Origin of the sequence: Lapillicoccus sp., from assembly GCF_025353065.1 — a bacterium.
In the GTDB taxonomy this organism is placed as follows: Bacteria; Actinomycetota; Actinomycetes; order Actinomycetales; family Dermatophilaceae; genus Lapillicoccus.
The window spans coordinates 1-16,669 of the sequence record NZ_JANXRJ010000058.1 but is presented as its reverse complement, the minus strand read 5'-3'; the positions used below and the strand labels follow the sequence as shown (position 1 = coordinate 16,669).

The 16,669-nt window shown below is 71.4% G+C and carries 18 protein-coding genes and 1 pseudogene; 11 read left to right on the top strand and 8 right to left on the bottom strand.

The genetic code is table 11. The features are described from left to right. Positions 1 to 6 precede the first annotated feature (6 nt). The gene (locus Q0R63_RS05585) at positions 7 to 378 is read left to right on the top strand and encodes a hypothetical protein (RefSeq protein ID WP_295695137.1); all 372 of its coding nucleotides are present in this window, start codon (positions 7 to 9) and stop codon (positions 376 to 378) included. Here the strand turns inward: Q0R63_RS05585 and Q0R63_RS05580 are convergent. Both Q0R63_RS05580 and Q0R63_RS05575 read right to left on the bottom strand, forming a co-directional pair. Further along, on the bottom strand, positions 344 to 1,654 hold the full coding sequence (locus Q0R63_RS05580; RefSeq protein ID WP_295695136.1) for an MFS transporter: 1,311 nt from the start codon (positions 1,652 to 1,654) through the stop codon (positions 344 to 346). The two genes, Q0R63_RS05585 and Q0R63_RS05580, sit on opposite strands and share 35 nt — an antisense overlap. 5 nt (positions 1,655 to 1,659) lie before the next feature. Beyond that, the gene (locus tag Q0R63_RS05575) at positions 1,660 to 2,298 is read right to left on the bottom strand and encodes a helix-turn-helix domain-containing protein (RefSeq protein ID WP_295695133.1); all 639 of its coding nucleotides are present in this window, start codon (positions 2,296 to 2,298) and stop codon (positions 1,660 to 1,662) included. Positions 2,299 to 2,592: 294 nt separating this feature from the next. On the opposite strand from Q0R63_RS05575, the gene Q0R63_RS05570 reads away from it, so the two are divergent. Then, entirely contained in the window at positions 2,593 to 2,715 is a 123-nt protein-coding gene (locus Q0R63_RS05570) for a hypothetical protein (RefSeq protein ID WP_295695131.1), read from the top strand. 80 nt (positions 2,716 to 2,795) lie between these two features. On the opposite strand, the gene Q0R63_RS05565 is transcribed toward Q0R63_RS05570, so the two are convergent. Both Q0R63_RS05565 and Q0R63_RS05560 read right to left on the bottom strand, forming a co-directional pair. Beyond that, positions 2,796 to 3,314, bottom strand: a complete 519-nt coding sequence (locus Q0R63_RS05565) for a hypothetical protein (protein ID WP_295695129.1) — start codon at positions 3,312 to 3,314, stop codon at positions 2,796 to 2,798. After that, entirely contained in the window at positions 3,314 to 5,074 is a 1,761-nt protein-coding gene (locus tag Q0R63_RS05560) for a PHP domain-containing protein (RefSeq protein WP_295695127.1), read from the bottom strand. The genes Q0R63_RS05565 and Q0R63_RS05560 overlap by 1 nt, the downstream gene beginning before the upstream one ends. 245 nt (positions 5,075 to 5,319) lie before the next feature. On the opposite strand from Q0R63_RS05560, the gene Q0R63_RS05555 reads away from it, so the two are divergent. The 6 genes from Q0R63_RS05555 (at position 5,320) to Q0R63_RS05530 (ending at position 12,034) form a co-directional block, all read left to right on the top strand. Then, entirely contained in the window at positions 5,320 to 6,420 is a 1,101-nt protein-coding gene (locus Q0R63_RS05555; RefSeq protein WP_295695125.1) for a glycosyltransferase family 1 protein, read from the top strand. Beyond that, the gene (locus tag Q0R63_RS05550; protein ID WP_295695123.1) at positions 6,420 to 7,514 is read left to right on the top strand and encodes a glycosyltransferase; all 1,095 of its coding nucleotides are present in this window, start codon (positions 6,420 to 6,422) and stop codon (positions 7,512 to 7,514) included. Before Q0R63_RS05555 ends, Q0R63_RS05550 begins: the two co-directional genes overlap by 1 nt. Further along, positions 7,511 to 8,308, top strand: a complete 798-nt coding sequence (locus Q0R63_RS05545; protein WP_295695121.1) for a glycerophosphodiester phosphodiesterase family protein — start codon at positions 7,511 to 7,513, stop codon at positions 8,306 to 8,308. Before Q0R63_RS05550 ends, Q0R63_RS05545 begins: the two co-directional genes overlap by 4 nt. Next, positions 8,305 to 8,946, top strand: coding sequence for a nitroreductase family protein (locus tag Q0R63_RS05540; protein WP_295695119.1), 642 nt, complete (start codon positions 8,305 to 8,307; stop codon positions 8,944 to 8,946). The genes Q0R63_RS05545 and Q0R63_RS05540 overlap by 4 nt, the downstream gene beginning before the upstream one ends. Positions 8,947 to 8,990: 44 nt before the next feature. Further along, positions 8,991 to 10,238 carry a D-arabinono-1,4-lactone oxidase gene (locus Q0R63_RS05535; RefSeq protein WP_295695117.1) on the top strand — a complete coding sequence of 416 codons (1,248 nt, stop codon included), beginning with the start codon at positions 8,991 to 8,993 and terminating at the stop codon, positions 10,236 to 10,238. 311 nt (positions 10,239 to 10,549) lie between these two features. Beyond that, complete coding sequence (locus Q0R63_RS05530) at positions 10,550 to 12,034, top strand: hypothetical protein (protein ID WP_295695115.1); 1,485 nt, start codon at positions 10,550 to 10,552, stop codon at positions 12,032 to 12,034. Positions 12,035 to 12,088: 54 nt separating this feature from the next. Here Q0R63_RS05530 and Q0R63_RS05525 read toward each other — a convergent pair. Continuing rightward, positions 12,089 to 12,316 (bottom strand): annotated as a pseudogene (locus tag Q0R63_RS05525) (hypothetical protein); the annotation flags it as partial. 153 nt (positions 12,317 to 12,469) lie between these two features. Between Q0R63_RS05525 and Q0R63_RS05520 the strand changes: the two are divergent. Then, a complete protein-coding gene (locus Q0R63_RS05520; RefSeq protein ID WP_295695113.1) occupies positions 12,470 to 12,898 on the top strand; it encodes an RbsD/FucU domain-containing protein in 429 nt (142 codons plus the stop codon). Between the two features lie 2 nt (positions 12,899 to 12,900). Here the strand turns inward: Q0R63_RS05520 and Q0R63_RS05515 are convergent, their stop codons facing one another. After that, positions 12,901 to 14,208, bottom strand: coding sequence for an AI-2E family transporter (locus Q0R63_RS05515; RefSeq protein WP_295695111.1), 1,308 nt, complete (start codon positions 14,206 to 14,208; stop codon positions 12,901 to 12,903). Positions 14,209 to 14,339: 131 nt separating this feature from the next. Further along, positions 14,340 to 14,525, bottom strand: coding sequence for a BldC family transcriptional regulator (locus tag Q0R63_RS05510; protein ID WP_295695176.1), 186 nt, complete (start codon positions 14,523 to 14,525; stop codon positions 14,340 to 14,342). A 260-nt stretch (positions 14,526 to 14,785) separates the two neighbouring features. Between Q0R63_RS05510 and Q0R63_RS05505 the strand changes: the two genes are divergently transcribed. Next, entirely contained in the window at positions 14,786 to 15,934 is a 1,149-nt protein-coding gene (locus tag Q0R63_RS05505) for a Glu/Leu/Phe/Val dehydrogenase dimerization domain-containing protein (protein ID WP_295695109.1), read from the top strand. A 169-nt stretch (positions 15,935 to 16,103) separates the two neighbouring features. After that, positions 16,104 to 16,337 carry a DUF3073 domain-containing protein gene (locus tag Q0R63_RS05500; RefSeq protein ID WP_295695107.1) on the top strand — a complete coding sequence of 78 codons (234 nt, stop codon included), beginning with the start codon at positions 16,104 to 16,106 and terminating at the stop codon, positions 16,335 to 16,337. A 105-nt stretch (positions 16,338 to 16,442) separates the two neighbouring features. Here the strand turns inward: Q0R63_RS05500 and Q0R63_RS05495 are convergent. Further along, a partial coding sequence (locus tag Q0R63_RS05495) for a DUF664 domain-containing protein (protein WP_295695105.1) occupies positions 16,443 to 16,669 on the bottom strand: 227 nt, incomplete at its 5' end.

Here is a 16,669-nt window from a genome sequence, read left to right as displayed (position 1 = left end):
CGACCGGTGACGGCCTCACGGAGCACGAGCATCCCCGACATCGCGACGGCGCTGAACCGCCTGCTGGCGACGGTGAAGTGGCTCGAGGACGGCCGGATCGTGGACTTCGACAACAACGTGCACCTCGCGGAGGCCATCTCCGTGGTCCGCGGTCAGGCCACGCCCCACACCTACATCCAGAAGATCCGGCAGGGCACCATCCGCGACCCCCGCGCGAGCGTGATCTGGGCGATCGGCCAGGTCCTCAGCGAGCGCGCCTGCGTCGACATCACCCCCGACTACTTCTACGTCCCGGCCACCCGGGTCAGGATCGACCGCGCACTGGATCTCGAGCTCGACAGCCTCAGCCTGGGTCACCGAGGACGTCCGCCGGTCTGACCGACGGCGCGACCTCCGAGCCACCCACGACATCGCTCGAGGTCGTCGCAACATGGCCTCGCGCGAAGGCCCAGCCCACCACGATCGCGACCAAGAGGACCGCGGACATCAGCAGCCCGGCGGGCCGCAGCCCCATCACCCCGACGAGCCAGCCGAACAGCACGTGCCCCACCGGGATGAGACCGAAGATCGAGAACTGCACGACCGAGGAGATCCGCCCCATCATCGAGGCCGGGGTCCGCTCCCGCACCTCCCCCATCAGCAGTGCGGCCGCCGGCGCGAAGAACAGACCGGTGACCAGGCAGGCCAGCCCCGTCGTCCACGCCTGCGTCGCGAGGGCGAGGCCGACCAGCCCCAGCCCGCCCGGGATCAGCAGCAGCAGGGCCGCCCGCATCTTGAGCCGGATCCGCTTGGCGACCTGGGCCATCGACGCGGCTCCCAGCGCCGATCCCAGCGCGAACCCGAGATAGGCCAGGCCGTACTCCGTGCCGGACCACCCCAGAGCCACACCCTTGAGCGGCACGCCGAGGATGATCGGCGCGGTGGCCGCGAAGTTCGCGAGGGTGAAGACCAGCAGCGCCACCATGACAACACGATCCGATCGCACGACCCGGAGCCCGGCCGTCAACATCGCCACTACCGAGCCCGAGGCCTCGTCCTCGTCGACGACCCGCAGCCGAGCACCTTCCCGGCGTCGGAGTCCGATCACCGCCAGCAGCGCGACCAGGAGGAGACCGGTGGCCGCCCAGCCCACCGACACCTCGTGCCAGCCCAGCAGGAGCCCACCTGCCGCCGTGGCGGCCACGCCGGTCGCCCGGGTCACGCTCGCGACCCAGCCCTGGACCGTCGCCTGCTCGCCGTCACCGGCCAGCAGACCGGCCATCCCGCCCATCGCCGGCATGTGCAACGCGTCGGCCAGACCGACTCCCACGGCCAGGAGCACCAGGACTGTCACCGTCGGGGGTCGGTCGGGGATGAGGAGGACCGCGAAGACGGTCATCAACACGGCACGGACGACCAGCGTCAGGGTCGCCACCCGCGCCAGTCCGTAGCGGTCCCCGACCACCCCACCGACCAGCATCACCAGCACCCGCGGCACGGACCCGGCGGCCAGGACAGCCGCCGCCGACAACGCGTCGCCCGAGTGCGCCGCCGCCCAGGCCAGCGCCAGGTAGAACATCTCGTCGGCCGCCGTGTCGGCCGACAGGGCGCCGAGGTAGACCCACAACCTCGAGCGCGTGCGACGTCCGGTCGATCCGGAGATCCCCACATCCACCTCCGCTACACCGTCGACTTCATCGGGAAGGCCGAGATCGTGACGAACACCAGCTCGGCCGGCGGACGGGGCCGATCGGGCTTCTCGGCCGCGGCGCGCACCTCGCGTTGGCGGGCCAGGGCGCGCAGCCGGTACTTCTCGATCGTCGACACCAGCTCCCCCTCGAGGTCCTCCAGATCTGCGGCGGTCAGCCACAGAGAATAGTCATGTCCGATACTCGCCTCCACCCAGGCCTCGGGCCACTCGCCGGTCTGTCGCTCGGCGTCGAAGCGCCGGATCCGGTTGATCCGGCGCTGCAGCGAGACCCAGTAGAGCTCCTCGACCGCGAGGGCCACGTCCGGATCCACCACGTCACTCTCCGACCAGGCGATGGGACCGCCACGGGTCTGCCACACCGACTGACGGCCGCCGCCGCTGACCCGCTCGACCCACTCACCCTCCTCGAGCTTGCGCAGGTGGGCCTGCAGGCCACCGCGCGCGGCCGGCACCCGACGACCCAGCTCGGCCGAGCTCATCGGTCCACCCTCGACCTTGAGGGCCTCGAAGAGGTCCATCCGCGCGGGATCCGCCGACATGGCCCGCAGATGTCGCAGCCGACGCTGGCTCTCCGTGGGCACCGACCGGTCTGCTTCGTCCTGGGTCATGTGACGACCCTAGGACCCCCGCGCGCCGCGGGCACGCCCTCGTCCGTCGCAGGCCTGCGGCGCATCGGGTGACGCTTCGTCCGGATCCGTTCTCCTGCACCACGACACGGTCGCTCAGGGGTGGACGCCGGCTCCGATACCGGCGCCGGTGGGAATTGTCCGTCTGCCTACTCCGCGAACGAGCGCGGCATTATACTCCTGACGCCAGATCCGTTGGCGTCGAGACCTCAACCCTGGGAGATCGATCCGTAGGATGGTGCGGTTCACATCCGCACACTCACAAGGAGCTCCCCCATGCGTCGCATCCTCTCCATCCTCGCCCTCTCCGCCTTCCTCGCCGGAGCGGTCCCGGCGGCAGCGTCCGCGGCCCCCACTCACGTCAACACGCCGATGAGCAGCCACTGCGCCGTCTGTTGAGCCGAGATGTCTGACGGCCCCACTCCTGGCGGGACACCAACGGGTTTCGCCAGGAGCGGGGTGACGGCCGCCGGCTGAGGTCAGTGGTCGGCGCAGCAGGGCGTCGGGCTCGGCTGCTCGAACGGGACGACGCGCCCGTCCGCGGCGGGCCGTACGACGAGCTGCACCCGACCACCGGCCAGGTGCGGTCGCACGAAGGCCTGGGTGTCGATCTCGGTATGCCGCGGGGCCGGCTCGCGGTGACCGATCATCGTGACGTCCTCGATCGCCGACCGTTCCACGAGGCGACCGACGGTCATGACGCCCTCGAGGAGGGCTGACCCGGAAAACTGGAACAGGCGACCACCCTCGCGGTCGGCATGCAGCCGCCTCACGTGTGCGCTGTCGACCGGGTCCCGGCTGCCGAGGACCACGACCTCTCCCCCCGCGAGCAGGACGGTCACGAGGACCGCCCTGCTCGAGGAGGAGAAGTGGGTCGCGGCGCTGACGACGTCTCCGGAGCCCACCAGGGCGAGGACCGAGAACGCGTGCTCGGCCTCCCGAGTGGTGGCCCAGGAGGGCGCCTCGCCGGAGGGCGAGGTCGTCAGCCGGCTCGCCATCAGCGCGGCAGGACCCAGATGGGGTTGGTGTAGAACCACAGGTCCGCCCACGGGTCGGCGTCGCCCTGCACGTCCGCGGCCGGCCCCATCGGGTCGACCGACGCGCCGCCCAGGCCGACCGCGCTGCGGTTGCCGTCGGTCCCGCGCACCCGGACGTAGAACGGCTCGCTCGCCGGACCGAGGTCGTAGGTGAAGGCGATCCGGTCGCCCGCCCGGGAGACGTCGCGCTGGTAGACGACCTTCGTCGCCGGGGCCGAGAAGGTGTCCGTGTCGGAGGCGAGCCCGGTGACGCCACCGCGGATCACGTCGATGCGGGCGAGCTTGGGCACGAACTGCGCCCAGTTGGGCAGGTTGGCCGCGCCGACTGTGACCTGCAGCTCGAGCCGCTCACCCTTCGTGACCGACCGCACCGATCCGAGGGGTGTCCCCGGAGCGGCGCTGCCGCGCGGGCGGACCGTGACGTCGACCGAGCGGGTGAGACCGCCGTGGTCGACGTAGATCCGGCCGGCCCGCAGCCCCTCCATCACCGCGGCATACGTGAAGTCCTCGGCGCCGACGTGGGTCTTGCTGTAGTAGCCGGGCCAGAAGTCACCGTTGGTCGCCTTCGGTCCCACCGTGCCGTGGACCGGGTCGAGGTAGCGTCCGTTCGCGTCGAACTCGGCCTGCGTCCCGGCTCCCCCGCGCACCGAGTCGTCGAGGTAGATCGTGTGCGAGTCGGAGTTCGCCGTGATCCACCACGGCTGACCCTCGGCCAGGAGGCTGTCCCACAGACCACCGACGGTGCTCGTCATCCAGTCGAAGCCGCCGTAGGTGATGTAGCTCTCGAGGGGGTATGCCGCGAAGCTGTCGGCCGTCGGGCTGTTGTCGTAGAACCCCCGGCCCGAGCCGGCGCCGAGCGGCGCCTTGATGCCGGCCGCCTGATGGCCCGGGGCGCCCTCCATCCCGAGAGCGATCCGCGGCTGCCGCGTGCGCCAGCCCCGGATCTCGTGCGGTGAGTCGAGGCCCTTCCGGGCCGGGTGGTTGGCGAAGAACGCCGCGTCGCTCACCCGCTTCGAGCTCACCGATGCGGCGAGGAAGTCGAGGCCCTCGAGGTGCCGCTCGTTGTCGCTCGTCGAGGCCCCCCAGCCGTTGACGACACCGTCGAAGCCGTTCTCGAACTCCTTGAGGACGGCCACCTCGTTCTTGCCCGGGTGGACGAAGACGGTGCCGTGCTCGGCGGCCGGGATGTTCCACTCGAGGCCCTGGAAGACGAGGGTGCGGTCCTTGAACCGGTTGCGCGCGTCCACGATGTCGGGGTTGACCTTCTCGACGCCGAGCCGTGCGTGGGTGAGGCTGCCGTGGTCGGTGATGACCATCCAGTCGAGCCCGAAGGCCGAGCCGTGCTGGACCTGGTCGGCGACGCGGTACTGCGCGTCGCTGCTGTGCTGGGTGTGGATGTGGTGGTCGCCCGCGAGCCAGTGGTACTGGCCGGTCGGAGGGCGCGCCGGGGTCGGCATGGGCGACGCGGTCGACGCCGTCGACGCGGCGGCCGGGCCGGCCTCGGCGAAGACCGACACTGCGGCGGCCGTGGCCCCGAGCAGCCCGGCCCGACGCAGGAAGCCGCGACGACCGAGCTCCGACGGGGAGAGCTCGTGGTCCGGGACGCTCAGGTCGGTCGCGAGCGGTGCGACGACCGACAGGTCGATCGTGTCGTGCGTGTGGTCGGTGTGGTCGGCACCGGGCCCGTGGGAGTGCTCCGGACCGTCGTGTGAGTGACGCAAGGTATCCGCCTCTGTGTGTTGGGGTGAGAGGTGACGAGTAGTCGGCCCCAGCCAACGAGGTCCAGGTGACGTCCAGGGGATTCCCAGGCGAACGGCAGGCAAAGCCTGTCGGTGGCCGGTGTGCCGGGAGGCGTTCCCGACGGCTCCTCACCTCGGTGGCCTGCCCCGGCCGTTCACGTGACGTGCGTCGACGCGACACCCCGGCACCCCCCGGGGCGACGCCCGATCCTGTTGTCCTTGACGGCGTGAAGGTCGCGATCGTCACGGAATCCTTCCTCCCCCACGTCAACGGTGTGACGCGTTCGGTCATCGAGGTGCTCAGGCACCTGCAGCGGACCGGTCACGACGCCCACGTCCTCACTCCCGGCGACCCCCCGGCCTCGTGCGAAGGGACGCCGGTGACCGGGCTGCCGTCCGTCGGGCTCCCCGGCTATCCCGAGGTGCGGGTCTCCCTGACGACGGCGACCCGTCTCGTCCGGGAGCTGTCCGACCTGCAGCCCGACGTCATCCACCTCGCGTCGCCGTTCATGCTCGGCGGCCCCGTCGTCCGCGCGGCGCAGGCCCTTGGCCTCCCGGTCGTCGCGATCTACCAGACCGACGTGCCGGGGTATGCCGCGCGATACAACATCGGACCGGTCACCGGCGCGCTGTGGCGGCGAGTGGTGTCGATCCACGAGCGGGCAGCTGTCACACTGGCGCCCACGCCGACGGTCGCCCGCGAGCTCGAGAGCCACGGGGTGCCGCGCGTCGAGGTCTGGCCCCGGGGCGTGGACCTCGCGACCTTCAACCCCGTCCACCGGACGCGGCCCGAGAACGACCCGGTCGTCCGCGTCGGCTTCGTCGGCCGGCTGGCGCCGGAGAAGCAGGTCGGGCACCTCGCGGCGCTCGACGGTCTGCCCGGGGTCCAGGTCGTGGTCGTCGGCGACGGTCCCGACCGCGCCGACCTGCAGCGGCTCCTGCCCCACGCGCAGTTCACCGGTCTGCTCACCGGCGCCGCCCTCTCGCGGACCGTCGCCGACCTCGACGTGGCGGTGCAGACCGGGCCGCACGAGACCTTCTGCCAGGCCGCCCAGGAGGCGATGGCCAGCGGGATCCCGGTCGTGGCGGTCGGCGCCGGCGGCCTGCTCGACCTCGTCGACAGCAGCCGCACCGGCTGGCTCTACGAGCCGGACGACCTCCCGGGCCTGCGGGCGTGCGTCGCCAACCTGGTGGGCGACCGGCGCAAGCGCCGGGCGATGGGGGCCGCCGCGAAGGCCGCCGTGGCTCATCGCACCTGGCTCCGGGTCTGCACGGCGCTGCTCGCCCACTACGACCTGGCGACCTCGGTCGGAAGCCGGGCCCGCTGATGCGGATCGTCCACGTCACCAACGCGTATGCCGCACACAGCGGCGGCATCCGCACCACCGTCCGCGCCCTCGGCCGCGGCTACCGCGCCGCCGGGCACGAGTTCGTCCTCGTGACCCCGGGTCGTCGAGCAGGCACGACGGAGCACGACTGGGGACGTCACGTCGTGCTGGCCGGGACCCCCGTGCCGGGGTCGGGTTATCACGTCATGCCCCGGATCGAGCCGGTGCTCACGGCTCTCGAGGTGCTCGCCCCCGACCGCCTCGAGGTCTCGGACCGGTTGACCCTGCGCGGGATCGGCCGCTGGGCGAGGAGTGCGGGCATCCCCTCGGTCGTCTTCCTCCACGAGCAGCTCGAGGGGGTCCTCAGCGCCTTCTCCCCCCTCGGTCCGCGCGGCCTGCGCCGGATCGTGGACCGTCACAACGCCGGCACCGTCGAGCGCTTCGACCAGGTTGTCACGACAACGCGCTTCGCGGCGATGGAGCTGGCTCGGATCGGCCTGACCTCCGTCCACATCCCGCTTGGCGTCGACCTCGAGGCCTTCCGGCCGCCGACGCGGCGGACCGTGCGCCCCGAAGCGCGCCTCGTCCTCTGCAGCCGGCTCTCGAGGGAGAAGCGACCCGACCTGGCCATCGACGCGCTGTCGCACCTGCTCGAGCACGGTCTCCGTGCGACCCTCGTCGTCGCCGGTGACGGGCCCCTGCGGCGATCGCTGCAACGACGGGCGGTCGGCCTTCCCGTCGAGTTCGTCGGCCACCTCTCGGGACGACGCGAGGTCGCCGACCTGCTCGGCGGCAGCGACGTGGTGCTCGCGCCAGGACCCATCGAGACCTTCGGGCTCGCCGCGCTCGAGGCATTGGCCTGTGGCACACCGGTGGTGGCCTCGCAGACGTCGGCGGTGAGTGAACTGCTCACCCCCGGAGCCGGCACCTGCACCGCACCCGAGGGGCCGGCGATCGCCGACGGCATCCGAGCGGTGCTGGCCATGCCACACGCCGACCGGACCGCGGCGGCCCGGGCCCGGGCCGAGGAGTTCCCCTGGGACCGCACGACCGCCCTGCTCCTCGACCTCCACCGGGCAGCGTGTGTGGCATGAGCTACGGACGGGAGACCGGACCGCTCGCCATCGCCCACCGCGGCGGGGCAGCGCTCGCTCCGGAGAACACGCAGGCGGCCTTCCGGCTGTCGGCCGGCCTCGGCCTGCGCTATCTCGAGACCGACGTCCGGGTGACCCGCGACGGGCACCTCGTCTGCGTGCACGACCGCACCCTGGGGCGCACGACCACGGACCGTGGCGCGGTGGCCGACCGGACGCTCGACCAGCTGCGAGCGCTGCACGTCGGCGGCCACGCCTCCGTCGCCACGTTGGAGGAGGTGCTCCACGACCTCCCCGACGCCTGCTTCACGGTGGACCTCAAGGTCCGGGCCGCCATCGCACCGATGCTCGACCTCCTCCGCCGCCGGGACGTCGCCGAGCGAGTCTGTGTCGCCGGCGCGCCCGACGCCTGGCTGGCCGACGTCCGCGGGCACGTCCCCGCCGTGACGACGGCGCTGGGCTGGCACGCCCTGACGGGCCTCGTCGCTGCCGCGTGGTCGGGGGCCAGGCCACCCACGGGTGTGGCAACAGGCGAGTTCGCCCACCTACCAGTCCGACTCGTCGGACCGCCCGCAGTCGCCCGACGACTGGTGACGATGGCGCACGACCTGCACATCCGAGTCGTCGCCTGGACCGTCGACGACCCGGCGAGGATGCGGGACCTGCTCGACCTCGGCGTCGACGGGATCATCACCGACCGGCCCGACCTGCTCCGCGAGGTCCTCATCTCCCGCGACGCGTGGAGACCGGCGCCCCGGCGTCGGCCCACGGACGCTGGCACGATGGCGGAATGACCCCCGACCTCACTGCCGACGAGCTCCTCACGACCACCCGCACCGTCCGCAAGCGCCTCGACCTCACCCGCGAGGTGCCCATGGCCCTGCTGCGGGAGTGTGTCGAGGTCGCGATGCAGGCGCCCTCCGGATCCAACCGGCAGGGGTGGTCGTTCGTCGTCGTGACGGATGCGGCCAGGCGGGCGGCGATCGGCGAGATCTACCGGCGGGCCGTCACGGCATACCTCACCTCGTCCGGCTCGGCCGGCAGCCTCTTCGCCGACGACCCCGACCGGGCGCCCGTGCAGCGACGGGTGGGCAGCAGCGTCGCCTACCTCGGCGAGCACCTCGGCGAGGTCCCCGCCCTGGTCATCCCCTGCCTGCGGGCCGACCACCTCGGCGACGGGAGCCAGGCCGGCCTCTGGGGGTCGCTGCTGCCGGCCGCCTGGAGCTTCTGCCTCGCCGCCCGCGCCCGCGGTCTGGGGACGGCGTGGACCACGCTCCACCTGCACCACGAGCAGGAGGTCGCCGACCTGCTCGGCCTGCCCGAGGGCATCCGCCAGGGCGCGCTCATCCCGACGGCCTACTACACCGGAGAGACCTTCGGACCGGCGCCGCGGCAGCCCGTCGACGAGGTGCTGCACATCGACGGATGGTGACCCGTCCGCGGCAGACGCCTCGAGCACCGACGACAATGGGGTTCATGTCGACGGCGATGACGAACTGGGCGGGCAACCATACGTATGCCGCGGGCCGGCTCGAGCGTCCCACCTCCACCGAGCAGCTCCAGCAGCTCGTCGCCGGTGCGACCCGGGTCCGTGCCCTCGGGTCGCGCCACTCCTTCACCGACATCGGGGACACCAGCGGGACGCTCGTCGCGACGGATGGCCTGCCACTCGACCCGGTCCTCGACCAAGGCGCCCGGACGGTGACCTTCGGCGCGGGAGCGCGCTACGGAGACATCGGTTCCTGGCTGCAGGAGCGGGGGTGGGCGCTGCCCAACCTCGCCTCCCTCCCCCACATCTCCGTCGCCGGGGCGGTGGCGACGGGCACGCACGGCTCCGGCGACGCGAACCGCTCACTGGCCGCCCAGGTGGCCGCCCTGGACCTCGTCGGTCCGGACGGCGAGCTCCGCCACGTGGTCCGTGGCGACGCCGACTTCGACGGCTCGGTCGTCTCGATGGGAGCCCTCGGCATCGCCACCCGGATCACGCTCGACGTCGAGCCGACCTACGACGTGCGCCAAGACATTTATCTCGAGATCCCCTGGGACGCAACGCTTTCCGTGTTCGATGGCGTGATGGGCAGTGCCTACAGCGTCAGCCTGGTGACCCCGTTCACCGGCGACACCATCCCGAAGGTCTGGCTCAAGAGCCGGGGCACGACACCTCCGGCCGACCTGCTCGGAGCCCGACGGGCCACCACCCCGATGACGATGCAGGAAGGGTCGGACCTGCAGGCGATGACGCCTCAGCTCGGCGTGCCGGGTCCCTGGCTCGACCGGCTCCCGCACTTCCGGCTCGAGCACACCCCGAGCCGCGGCGACGAGCTGCAGACCGAGTACCTCGTCCCGAGGAGCAGTGCCGTCGAGGCCATCCGCGCCGTCCGTGAGCTCGGCGCGCACCTCGCGCCGGTGCTGGTGGGCGGCGAGATCCGCACGGTGGCCGCCGACCCGCTGTGGCTCAGCGCGGCATACCGGACCGACGTCGTCGGCCTGCACTTCACCTGGTTGCGCGACCCCGCCGGGGTGTATGCCGTGCTGCCGGCGCTCGAGCGCGTCCTCCTGCCGTTCGGGGCCCGTCCCCACTGGGGCAAGTGCTTCGTCGCGGGCGTCGAGCAGCTCGCTCCGCTCTATCCGCGGCTCGATGACTTCCGCGCGCTGCGGGACCGGGTCGACCCCGACGGGACGTTCGGCAACGCCTTCCTCGACCGGGTGCTCGGCCCCCGATGAGGACAGCCGTCCACCTGGGCGGGCCTCCCTGCCGACCGGTTTAAAGCCGTATTTCGGAAGGTAAGGGATGAACAGGTCGCCGGCAGACGCTGTCGGGCCAGTTCGGGCCGATGTTGAGACCATTGGAGTTACCTGTGGGCTTACCATGACGCAGCTAGGCAAACGGGGGAAACAGGTGGGGGAAGGCTCGGGGAGTGATCGGTCCATTCCAATGGGTGCTGCGCAACGCGCGTCTGCACGCGAGTGATCCTGCGCGTCGTTCCGCCGCCGGGTTCGTCCGCGGGTTGGAGGACAGCCCGCACCGTGCCCAGGTGAAGCGCTGGGAGAACGGTCAGGTCGCCCTGACCCACGGACTCGTCCGACGCTACGAGGACGTGCTCGAGCTGTCCGAGGGGCAGCTGCTGCGCGCCATCGACCTCATCGCCCGCGAGGACACCCCGCTGATGAGCCTGCCGGCGATCCCGGCCCCGATCTCGGCCGACATCGTCGTCGAGGCGATGCCCCTCCTCGAGAGGGCACTGGAGTACGAGCCGATGACCGGGCTCGACTGGGACCGGCTCACCACCCTGCTCGGCTCCAGCCCGCACGTGCTCGTCCGGAAGCGCGACTGGGAGACCCTCATCTACCGCCTCTCCAGCGAGACCGCGGTGACCACCGGGCTCGAGTACGCCCACCGGTGGGAGGCCTCGGCGCGGATGGTCAGCAACCACCGGACGACGGATGCCGTCATCGAGATGATCGAGAGCGCCCTCACGGACGACGACGTCCAGCTCTACTCCGACTACGCCACGCTGCTGCGCTTCTGCCCCGACCGCCGCGGCCACCACGTGCTCATGGACGTCATCAAGAACCCGCCGAACCCGCGAGCACTCTGGGCGTCGCTGTCGACCACCACCACCCTCGTCCGTCACGGGCTGCTCGACATCGGCACGGTCACCGACCTCCTGCCCATCGTGCTCGACATCGTCGAGGACGAGAGCTCGCCGGTGCGCGCGCGCCGTGCCGCCGCCAGCTTCGCCGAGCGGACGGACACCAGCCGGGCGCGGGGCGGCCGCGACGCCTCACCGCTCACACCGACCCAGCGCAAGGTCGTCGACGACCTGCTCTCCTCCAGCGGCCTGGAGCCGCACCAGCAGCAGGCCATCCTCGAGCGGACCGTCGCGACCCTCGTCGCCGACACCCCGACCGACGCCGACGACCAGATGCTCTCGACCCTCATCAGCACCGCCCTGCGCGAGCCACACCTCGACACCCGCGACACCGCGCTCGCCGTCCTCATGCTCTCGCCCCAGGGGCGCACCCTCGGCGACGTCCTGGCGGCCGACCTCGCTTCCGCGGTGCGGCATACGGACGTCTATCGAGCGACAGGCGACCTCAGCATGCTGTCGTGGCTGGTCCAGCCGAGCGGGCTCGAGATCCTGACCGACCTCACGACCGGGAAGGTCGGCGCCCCGGAGCTCGCACCGCTCGCCGGTGCCGCCCTCGGCAACTGCGTCGAGCCCGTCGGCCGACCGCGGACCGCCCGCGACCGGCTGCTCGAGAGCTGTGCCCAGGGACAGATCCACGCCCGCACGACGTGCCCGAGCGACCACCTGCCCGCGAGCAACGCCTGGGGAGTGGCCTATGCGCTCGGGATGCGGGGGCGGTTCGACCTCATCGACGCCCTCCTCGCCCGTCCGGGTGCCGAGCACGACCCCGAGTGGGGCACCTCGCTGCGGTGGTGGACAGCGCTCCCCGAGACGATCCGGCCACGGCCTCCGTCCTCTGGCGGGTCCGGTGCGGAACTGGTCACCTGACCACTTCTGTCCGCGCGGTCCTGCTCCGTGCCGCTCGGCCCGATTGGGCCGGTACCCCGTCGAGCGCAGCGCTTCCTCGACCCGGGCCCCGTTGTCCTCGCGGACGAACGCGTAGCCGTTGACGATGTCGGAGACCGTCTTCACCGAGACACCGAGACACCGAGACACCGAGACACCGAGACACCGAGACACCGAGACACCGAGACACCGAGACACCGAGACACCGAGACACCGACACACCGGCGAGGTCGGCGACGTCCTTGAGCGTGGCCGGTCGGTCATCAGCGGGCTGTTCCTCGTCGTCGTCGTCCTGCAGCACACCCTGTCCCGGGCGCGGATCGGCGGCGGGACCTAGCCTGTACCAGCACCACCTCGCACCACCCGAGATACCCGACCCGACGCCCCCCGGACGTCCAGGACACGAGGACGACCCACGTGCTGCACTTCCCCCTGATCCACCCCGACATCCTCGCCGCGCTGGCGTCCGCCGGGCACGGCAGCACGGTCCTGCTCGCCGACGCCAACTATGCCCACAGCACGGGAACCAACCCTGCCGCCACCCTGGTGCACCTCAACCTGCGGCCGGGACTCGTGACGGTCGAGCAGGTCCTCGCCACCCTCGTCGAGGCCACCCCCTTCGAGGCCGCGGCCCTGATGGCCCCCGACGACGGGAGCCCGTCGCCCTGGGCCGAGCGCTATTCGGAGATGCTCGGGACACCGGTGCCCATCACCCTGCTGGCGCGCGCGGACTTCAAGGCCGCCTGCCGCAGCACCGACCTCGCGCTGACGATCGCCACGGGCGACGACTCGCACTACTCCAACGTGCTGCTGACGATCGGGGCCGTGCCGCCCGCGCACGGTTGACCTCAGGTCGCGGGCACCTCGTGATGGCGTCGGGCGTCCGATGCCGCCTCCTCCGGAGGCGGGGCCTTGACGGCTGGCATCCCGGGCGGCGAGGCCGCCTGCAGCTCGGCCAGCTCGGGCAGCAGCTCGTGGCGACGCCGGAAGGTGTCGATGATCGTCAGGAGGGCGGCCGCCACCGGGATGCCGATGATCGCCCCGATAGGACCGAAGAGCGCCGCCCCGACGAAGACCGACGCCAGGGCGATCGCCGGGTGCACGTCCATGGTGCGCTTGCTGATCCTGGGGGTGAAGATGTAGTTCTCGACCGACTGGTAGACCGTCGCGAACAGGGCGATCCACAGGGCGTTGATCGGCCTGTCGAGCAACGTGAACAGGGCCGGGAGCAGGACCCCGATGTAGGTGCCGACGGTGGGGATGAACTGCCCGACGATGCCGGCCAGGAGCCCCAGCGGGAGCCAGAACGGGATGTCGATGGCCCAGAAGAACACGGAGTGGAACAGCGCCGACAGGGTGGCGAGCAGGAGCTTGGAGATGACGTAGCCGCCGGTCTTCTCGACGGCGATCTCCCAGACCGTGGTGAGCACCTTCTGGTAGCGCGGTTGGAGCCACGACCCGATGGTCTGCCGCAGGCGGGGGCTGTCGGCCGAGAAGTAGAAGGCGAAGACGAGGATGGTCAGCGCGTCGAAGACGAAGGTGAGGACCGAACCGAACACGCCGAGGATGCCGCCGCCGTAGCGACCCGCGAGATCACCGAGCATGGCCGGGGTCACCTGGAGGTCCGCCTGGATCTTTGTGACGTCGATCGTCGTGTGGAAGGTCGAGTTGATCGAGTCGATCCCCTGCGTCACCGCCGCCGGGAACTTGGCGCCGAGCTGGGTGGCCTGCGAGAGGAAGACCTGCCCGAACAGGGCCATGCTCGCGCCGATGATGAGAAGCATCACCACCATGACGATGCCCGTTGCGAGCCCGCGGCGCTTGATCCCCCGGGCGAGCAGCCAACCGACCGGCGGCTCCATGGCGATCGACAGCAACCAGGCCAGGAGCAGGAGGAAGATGAATGAGCTGAGCGCGCCGAACACCCAGGTGCCGAGCAGCAGGGCGGCGACGAGCAGGACCGCCTGGGTGATGGTGCGCTTGGCCGACCCGGGGGTGATGGCGATCCACAGTGGCCGCCCCTCGCCGCTCGTCGCGACCTGCCGCGCCGACGGCGCGGCATCAACCGCCCCGGGCTGGTCGACCACGGTGGCGGGGACGACGGTGGCGACGGGGTCGACTGCTGCGACGGGGTCGCTCGAGGCCGGTGGCTTCACCCCCACAGCGTATGTCGCGCGGGCCCGGACGTGGGCCCGCACGTGGGCCTGGACGCCCCCCAGACGCGAACGGCCGGATCCACCCCCGTGGACCCGGCCGAATCGTGCGTGCTCAGGTTGAACGCTCCTGCTCAGGTGGTGCCGAGCAGGCGGCTGACTTCGCTCTCGAGGTAGCGACGATGTCCGCCCAACGTCCGGATGGCCGTCAGCTTTCCCGCCTTCGCCCACCTCGTCACCGTCTTCGGGTCAACGCGGAACATTGCCGCTACCTCAGCTGGTGTCAACAGTTTTTCGTGCTCGTGTGTCTCGATGGCCATGGCCATTTGCTCTCTCCCCGCATTCCTCATCGGAATCTGCACCGGTGCCCCCACCGCGCTTTCCCCACAACATACGTTACATCCCCGAACGTCGATAAAGGAGGGTTATGTGCCGTTCAGTGTCAAAAAGACGCCGACTACGCTCGTCCGGGCGCAAGATCCACACCGCCAGCAGACCCGAACACCCCTGAGCGACCACCGATGACCACCGATGACCACCGATGACCACTGACGACACGGAACCGAGCGGACCCTCACCCATGACGAGCACGCCACCCCCCAGCCCTGCGAACGACCTCGATGCCCACCCCGATGCCCAGCTCGACCTCCTCGGGAGCGAGCACGAGCAGGTCACGGTGTGCCACGACCGCCGGACGGGACTGCGGGCCGTCATCGCGCTCTACGACACCCGCCTCGGTCCCGGCCTCGGGGGGACCCGCTTCTACCCCTACCCCACGCACGGGGCGGCGCTGGCCGATGCGCTGCGCCTGTCGCGCGCGATGGCGTACAAGAACGCCCTCGCGGGGCTCGACCACGGGGGCGGCAAGGCCGTGATCATCGGTGATCCGGCCACCGACAAGACGCCCGAGCTGCTGCGCGCCTACGGCCGGTTCGTCGAGAGCCTCGGCGGCCGATACGTCACGGCCTCCGACGTCGGGACCTACGTCGCCGACATGGACGTCGTGTCGGAGACGACGCGGTTCGCCACCGGCCGTTCGGTGGCGCGCGGTGGGGCGGGCGACTCGAGCGTGCTCACGGCATACGGGGTCCTGCGGGGCATGCAGGCGAGCGCCGAGCACGTATGGGGCGCGAACGGGCTCGCGGGGCGCACGGTCGGGATCGCCGGCGTCGGCAAGGTGGGTCGGCTGCTCGCCGCACACCTCCTCGAGGAGGGGGGCCGCGTCGTCGTCACCGACGTCGACGCGGCGGCCGTGGCCCGGCTCGTCGCCGAGCACCCCGAGATCGAGGTCGCGGCAGACGTCGCTTCCCTCGTCGCCGGGCCGCTCGACGTCTACGCCCCGTGCGCCCTCGGAGGCGCTCTCGACGAGGCCACCGTCGAGGTCCTGAGCGCCCGAGTGGTGTGCGGCGCCGCCAACAACCAGCTCGTCACGGAGGGGCCGGGCGGGACGGCCGAGCGGTTGGCCGCCCGCGGCATCACCTACGCCCCCGACTTCCTGGTGAACGCCGGTGGCGTCATCCAGGTGTCCGACGAGCTCCATGGCTTCGACTTCGAGCGGGCCCGGGCGCGCACGGCAGGGATCTTCGACGCCACCGTCCGGGTCCTCGCCCGGGCGCAGGAGCAGGGGATCACCCCGGCCAGGGCCGCCGACCACCTCGCCGAGGAACGGATGGCGGCCGCCGTGCCCGGGGGGATGTGGCTTTCCGAGCCCGATCGTGCGGGTCGCTGAACCGGTCCACCCGCACGGCGGCGTCGGGTACGCGGAACGCCCCTGGCTGGGGTAGCGTTAGCCCCACGAATACACACGATTCCCGGGCTCGCTCCGCGAATGTCGAAGGACCCCTCGGTTCTGCGACCTGAGTGATGCGGACCCGCCAGACGCATGAGGGGGTCACGCCATGGGGCGCGGCCGGGCGAAAGCCAAGCAGACCAAGGTGGCTCGGGAGCTGAAGTACTCCTCTCCCAACACCGACCTGAGCGCGCTTGAGCGAGAACTGCACGGGTCCACGACGACCCGGCGAGAGCCGGAGCGCAACTCCGACGTCGACAAGGACGTCGACAAGGAGGAGTGGGCCCCCGCCGAGGGCGGGGAGTACGACGAATACGGGAAATGGGCCTCAGGCGAGCGGTGACGCTTCTCCTCCCACCCTGAGCCACCTCATCCGTCCCCCGGGAGGCGGTGGGCCGCGATGTGCGGTCCGCCCACGAGTGTGACGTCTCGACGGGGCTGACGCCGGTCACCTGTCGCCGGTGGCCCCGTCGATGCGCTCCCGCAGCAGGTCCGCGTGGCCGTTGTGCCGGGCATACTCCTCGACCATGTGGACGAGCACCCAGCGCATCGAGGAGGCCGTCGAGGAGGCCGTCGAGGTGCCCGGGCGGGACGCCTGCGCGTCGAGGTCGGTGCCCTCAAGCACGGCATCGGCGGCAGCGACCTCCTCCTCGAACCGGGCGAGGTCGTCGAACG

Bases quoted from the DNA above. Each gene is read 5' to 3' on its own strand.
- Q0R63_RS05575 (WP_295695133.1), bottom strand. From the start codon at position 2,298: ATGACCCAGGACGAAGCAGACCGGTCGGTGCCCACGGAGAGCCAGCGT.
- Q0R63_RS05570 (WP_295695131.1), top strand. From the start codon at position 2,593: ATGCGTCGCATCCTCTCCATCCTCGCCCTCTCCGCCTTCCTCGCCGGA.
- Q0R63_RS05565 (WP_295695129.1), bottom strand. From the start codon at position 3,314: ATGGCGAGCCGGCTGACGACCTCGCCCTCCGGCGAGGCGCCCTCCTGG.
- Q0R63_RS05550 (WP_295695123.1), top strand. From the start codon at position 6,420: ATGCGGATCGTCCACGTCACCAACGCGTATGCCGCACACAGCGGCGGC.
- Q0R63_RS05545 (WP_295695121.1), top strand. From the start codon at position 7,511: ATGAGCTACGGACGGGAGACCGGACCGCTCGCCATCGCCCACCGCGGC.
- Q0R63_RS05540 (WP_295695119.1), top strand. From the start codon at position 8,305: ATGACCCCCGACCTCACTGCCGACGAGCTCCTCACGACCACCCGCACC.
- Q0R63_RS05535 (WP_295695117.1), top strand. From the start codon at position 8,991: ATGTCGACGGCGATGACGAACTGGGCGGGCAACCATACGTATGCCGCG.
- Q0R63_RS05510 (WP_295695176.1), bottom strand. From the start codon at position 14,525: ATGGCCATCGAGACACACGAGCACGAAAAACTGTTGACACCAGCTGAG.
- Q0R63_RS05505 (WP_295695109.1), top strand. From the start codon at position 14,786: ATGACGAGCACGCCACCCCCCAGCCCTGCGAACGACCTCGATGCCCAC.
- Q0R63_RS05500 (WP_295695107.1), top strand. From the start codon at position 16,104: ATGGGGCGCGGCCGGGCGAAAGCCAAGCAGACCAAGGTGGCTCGGGAG.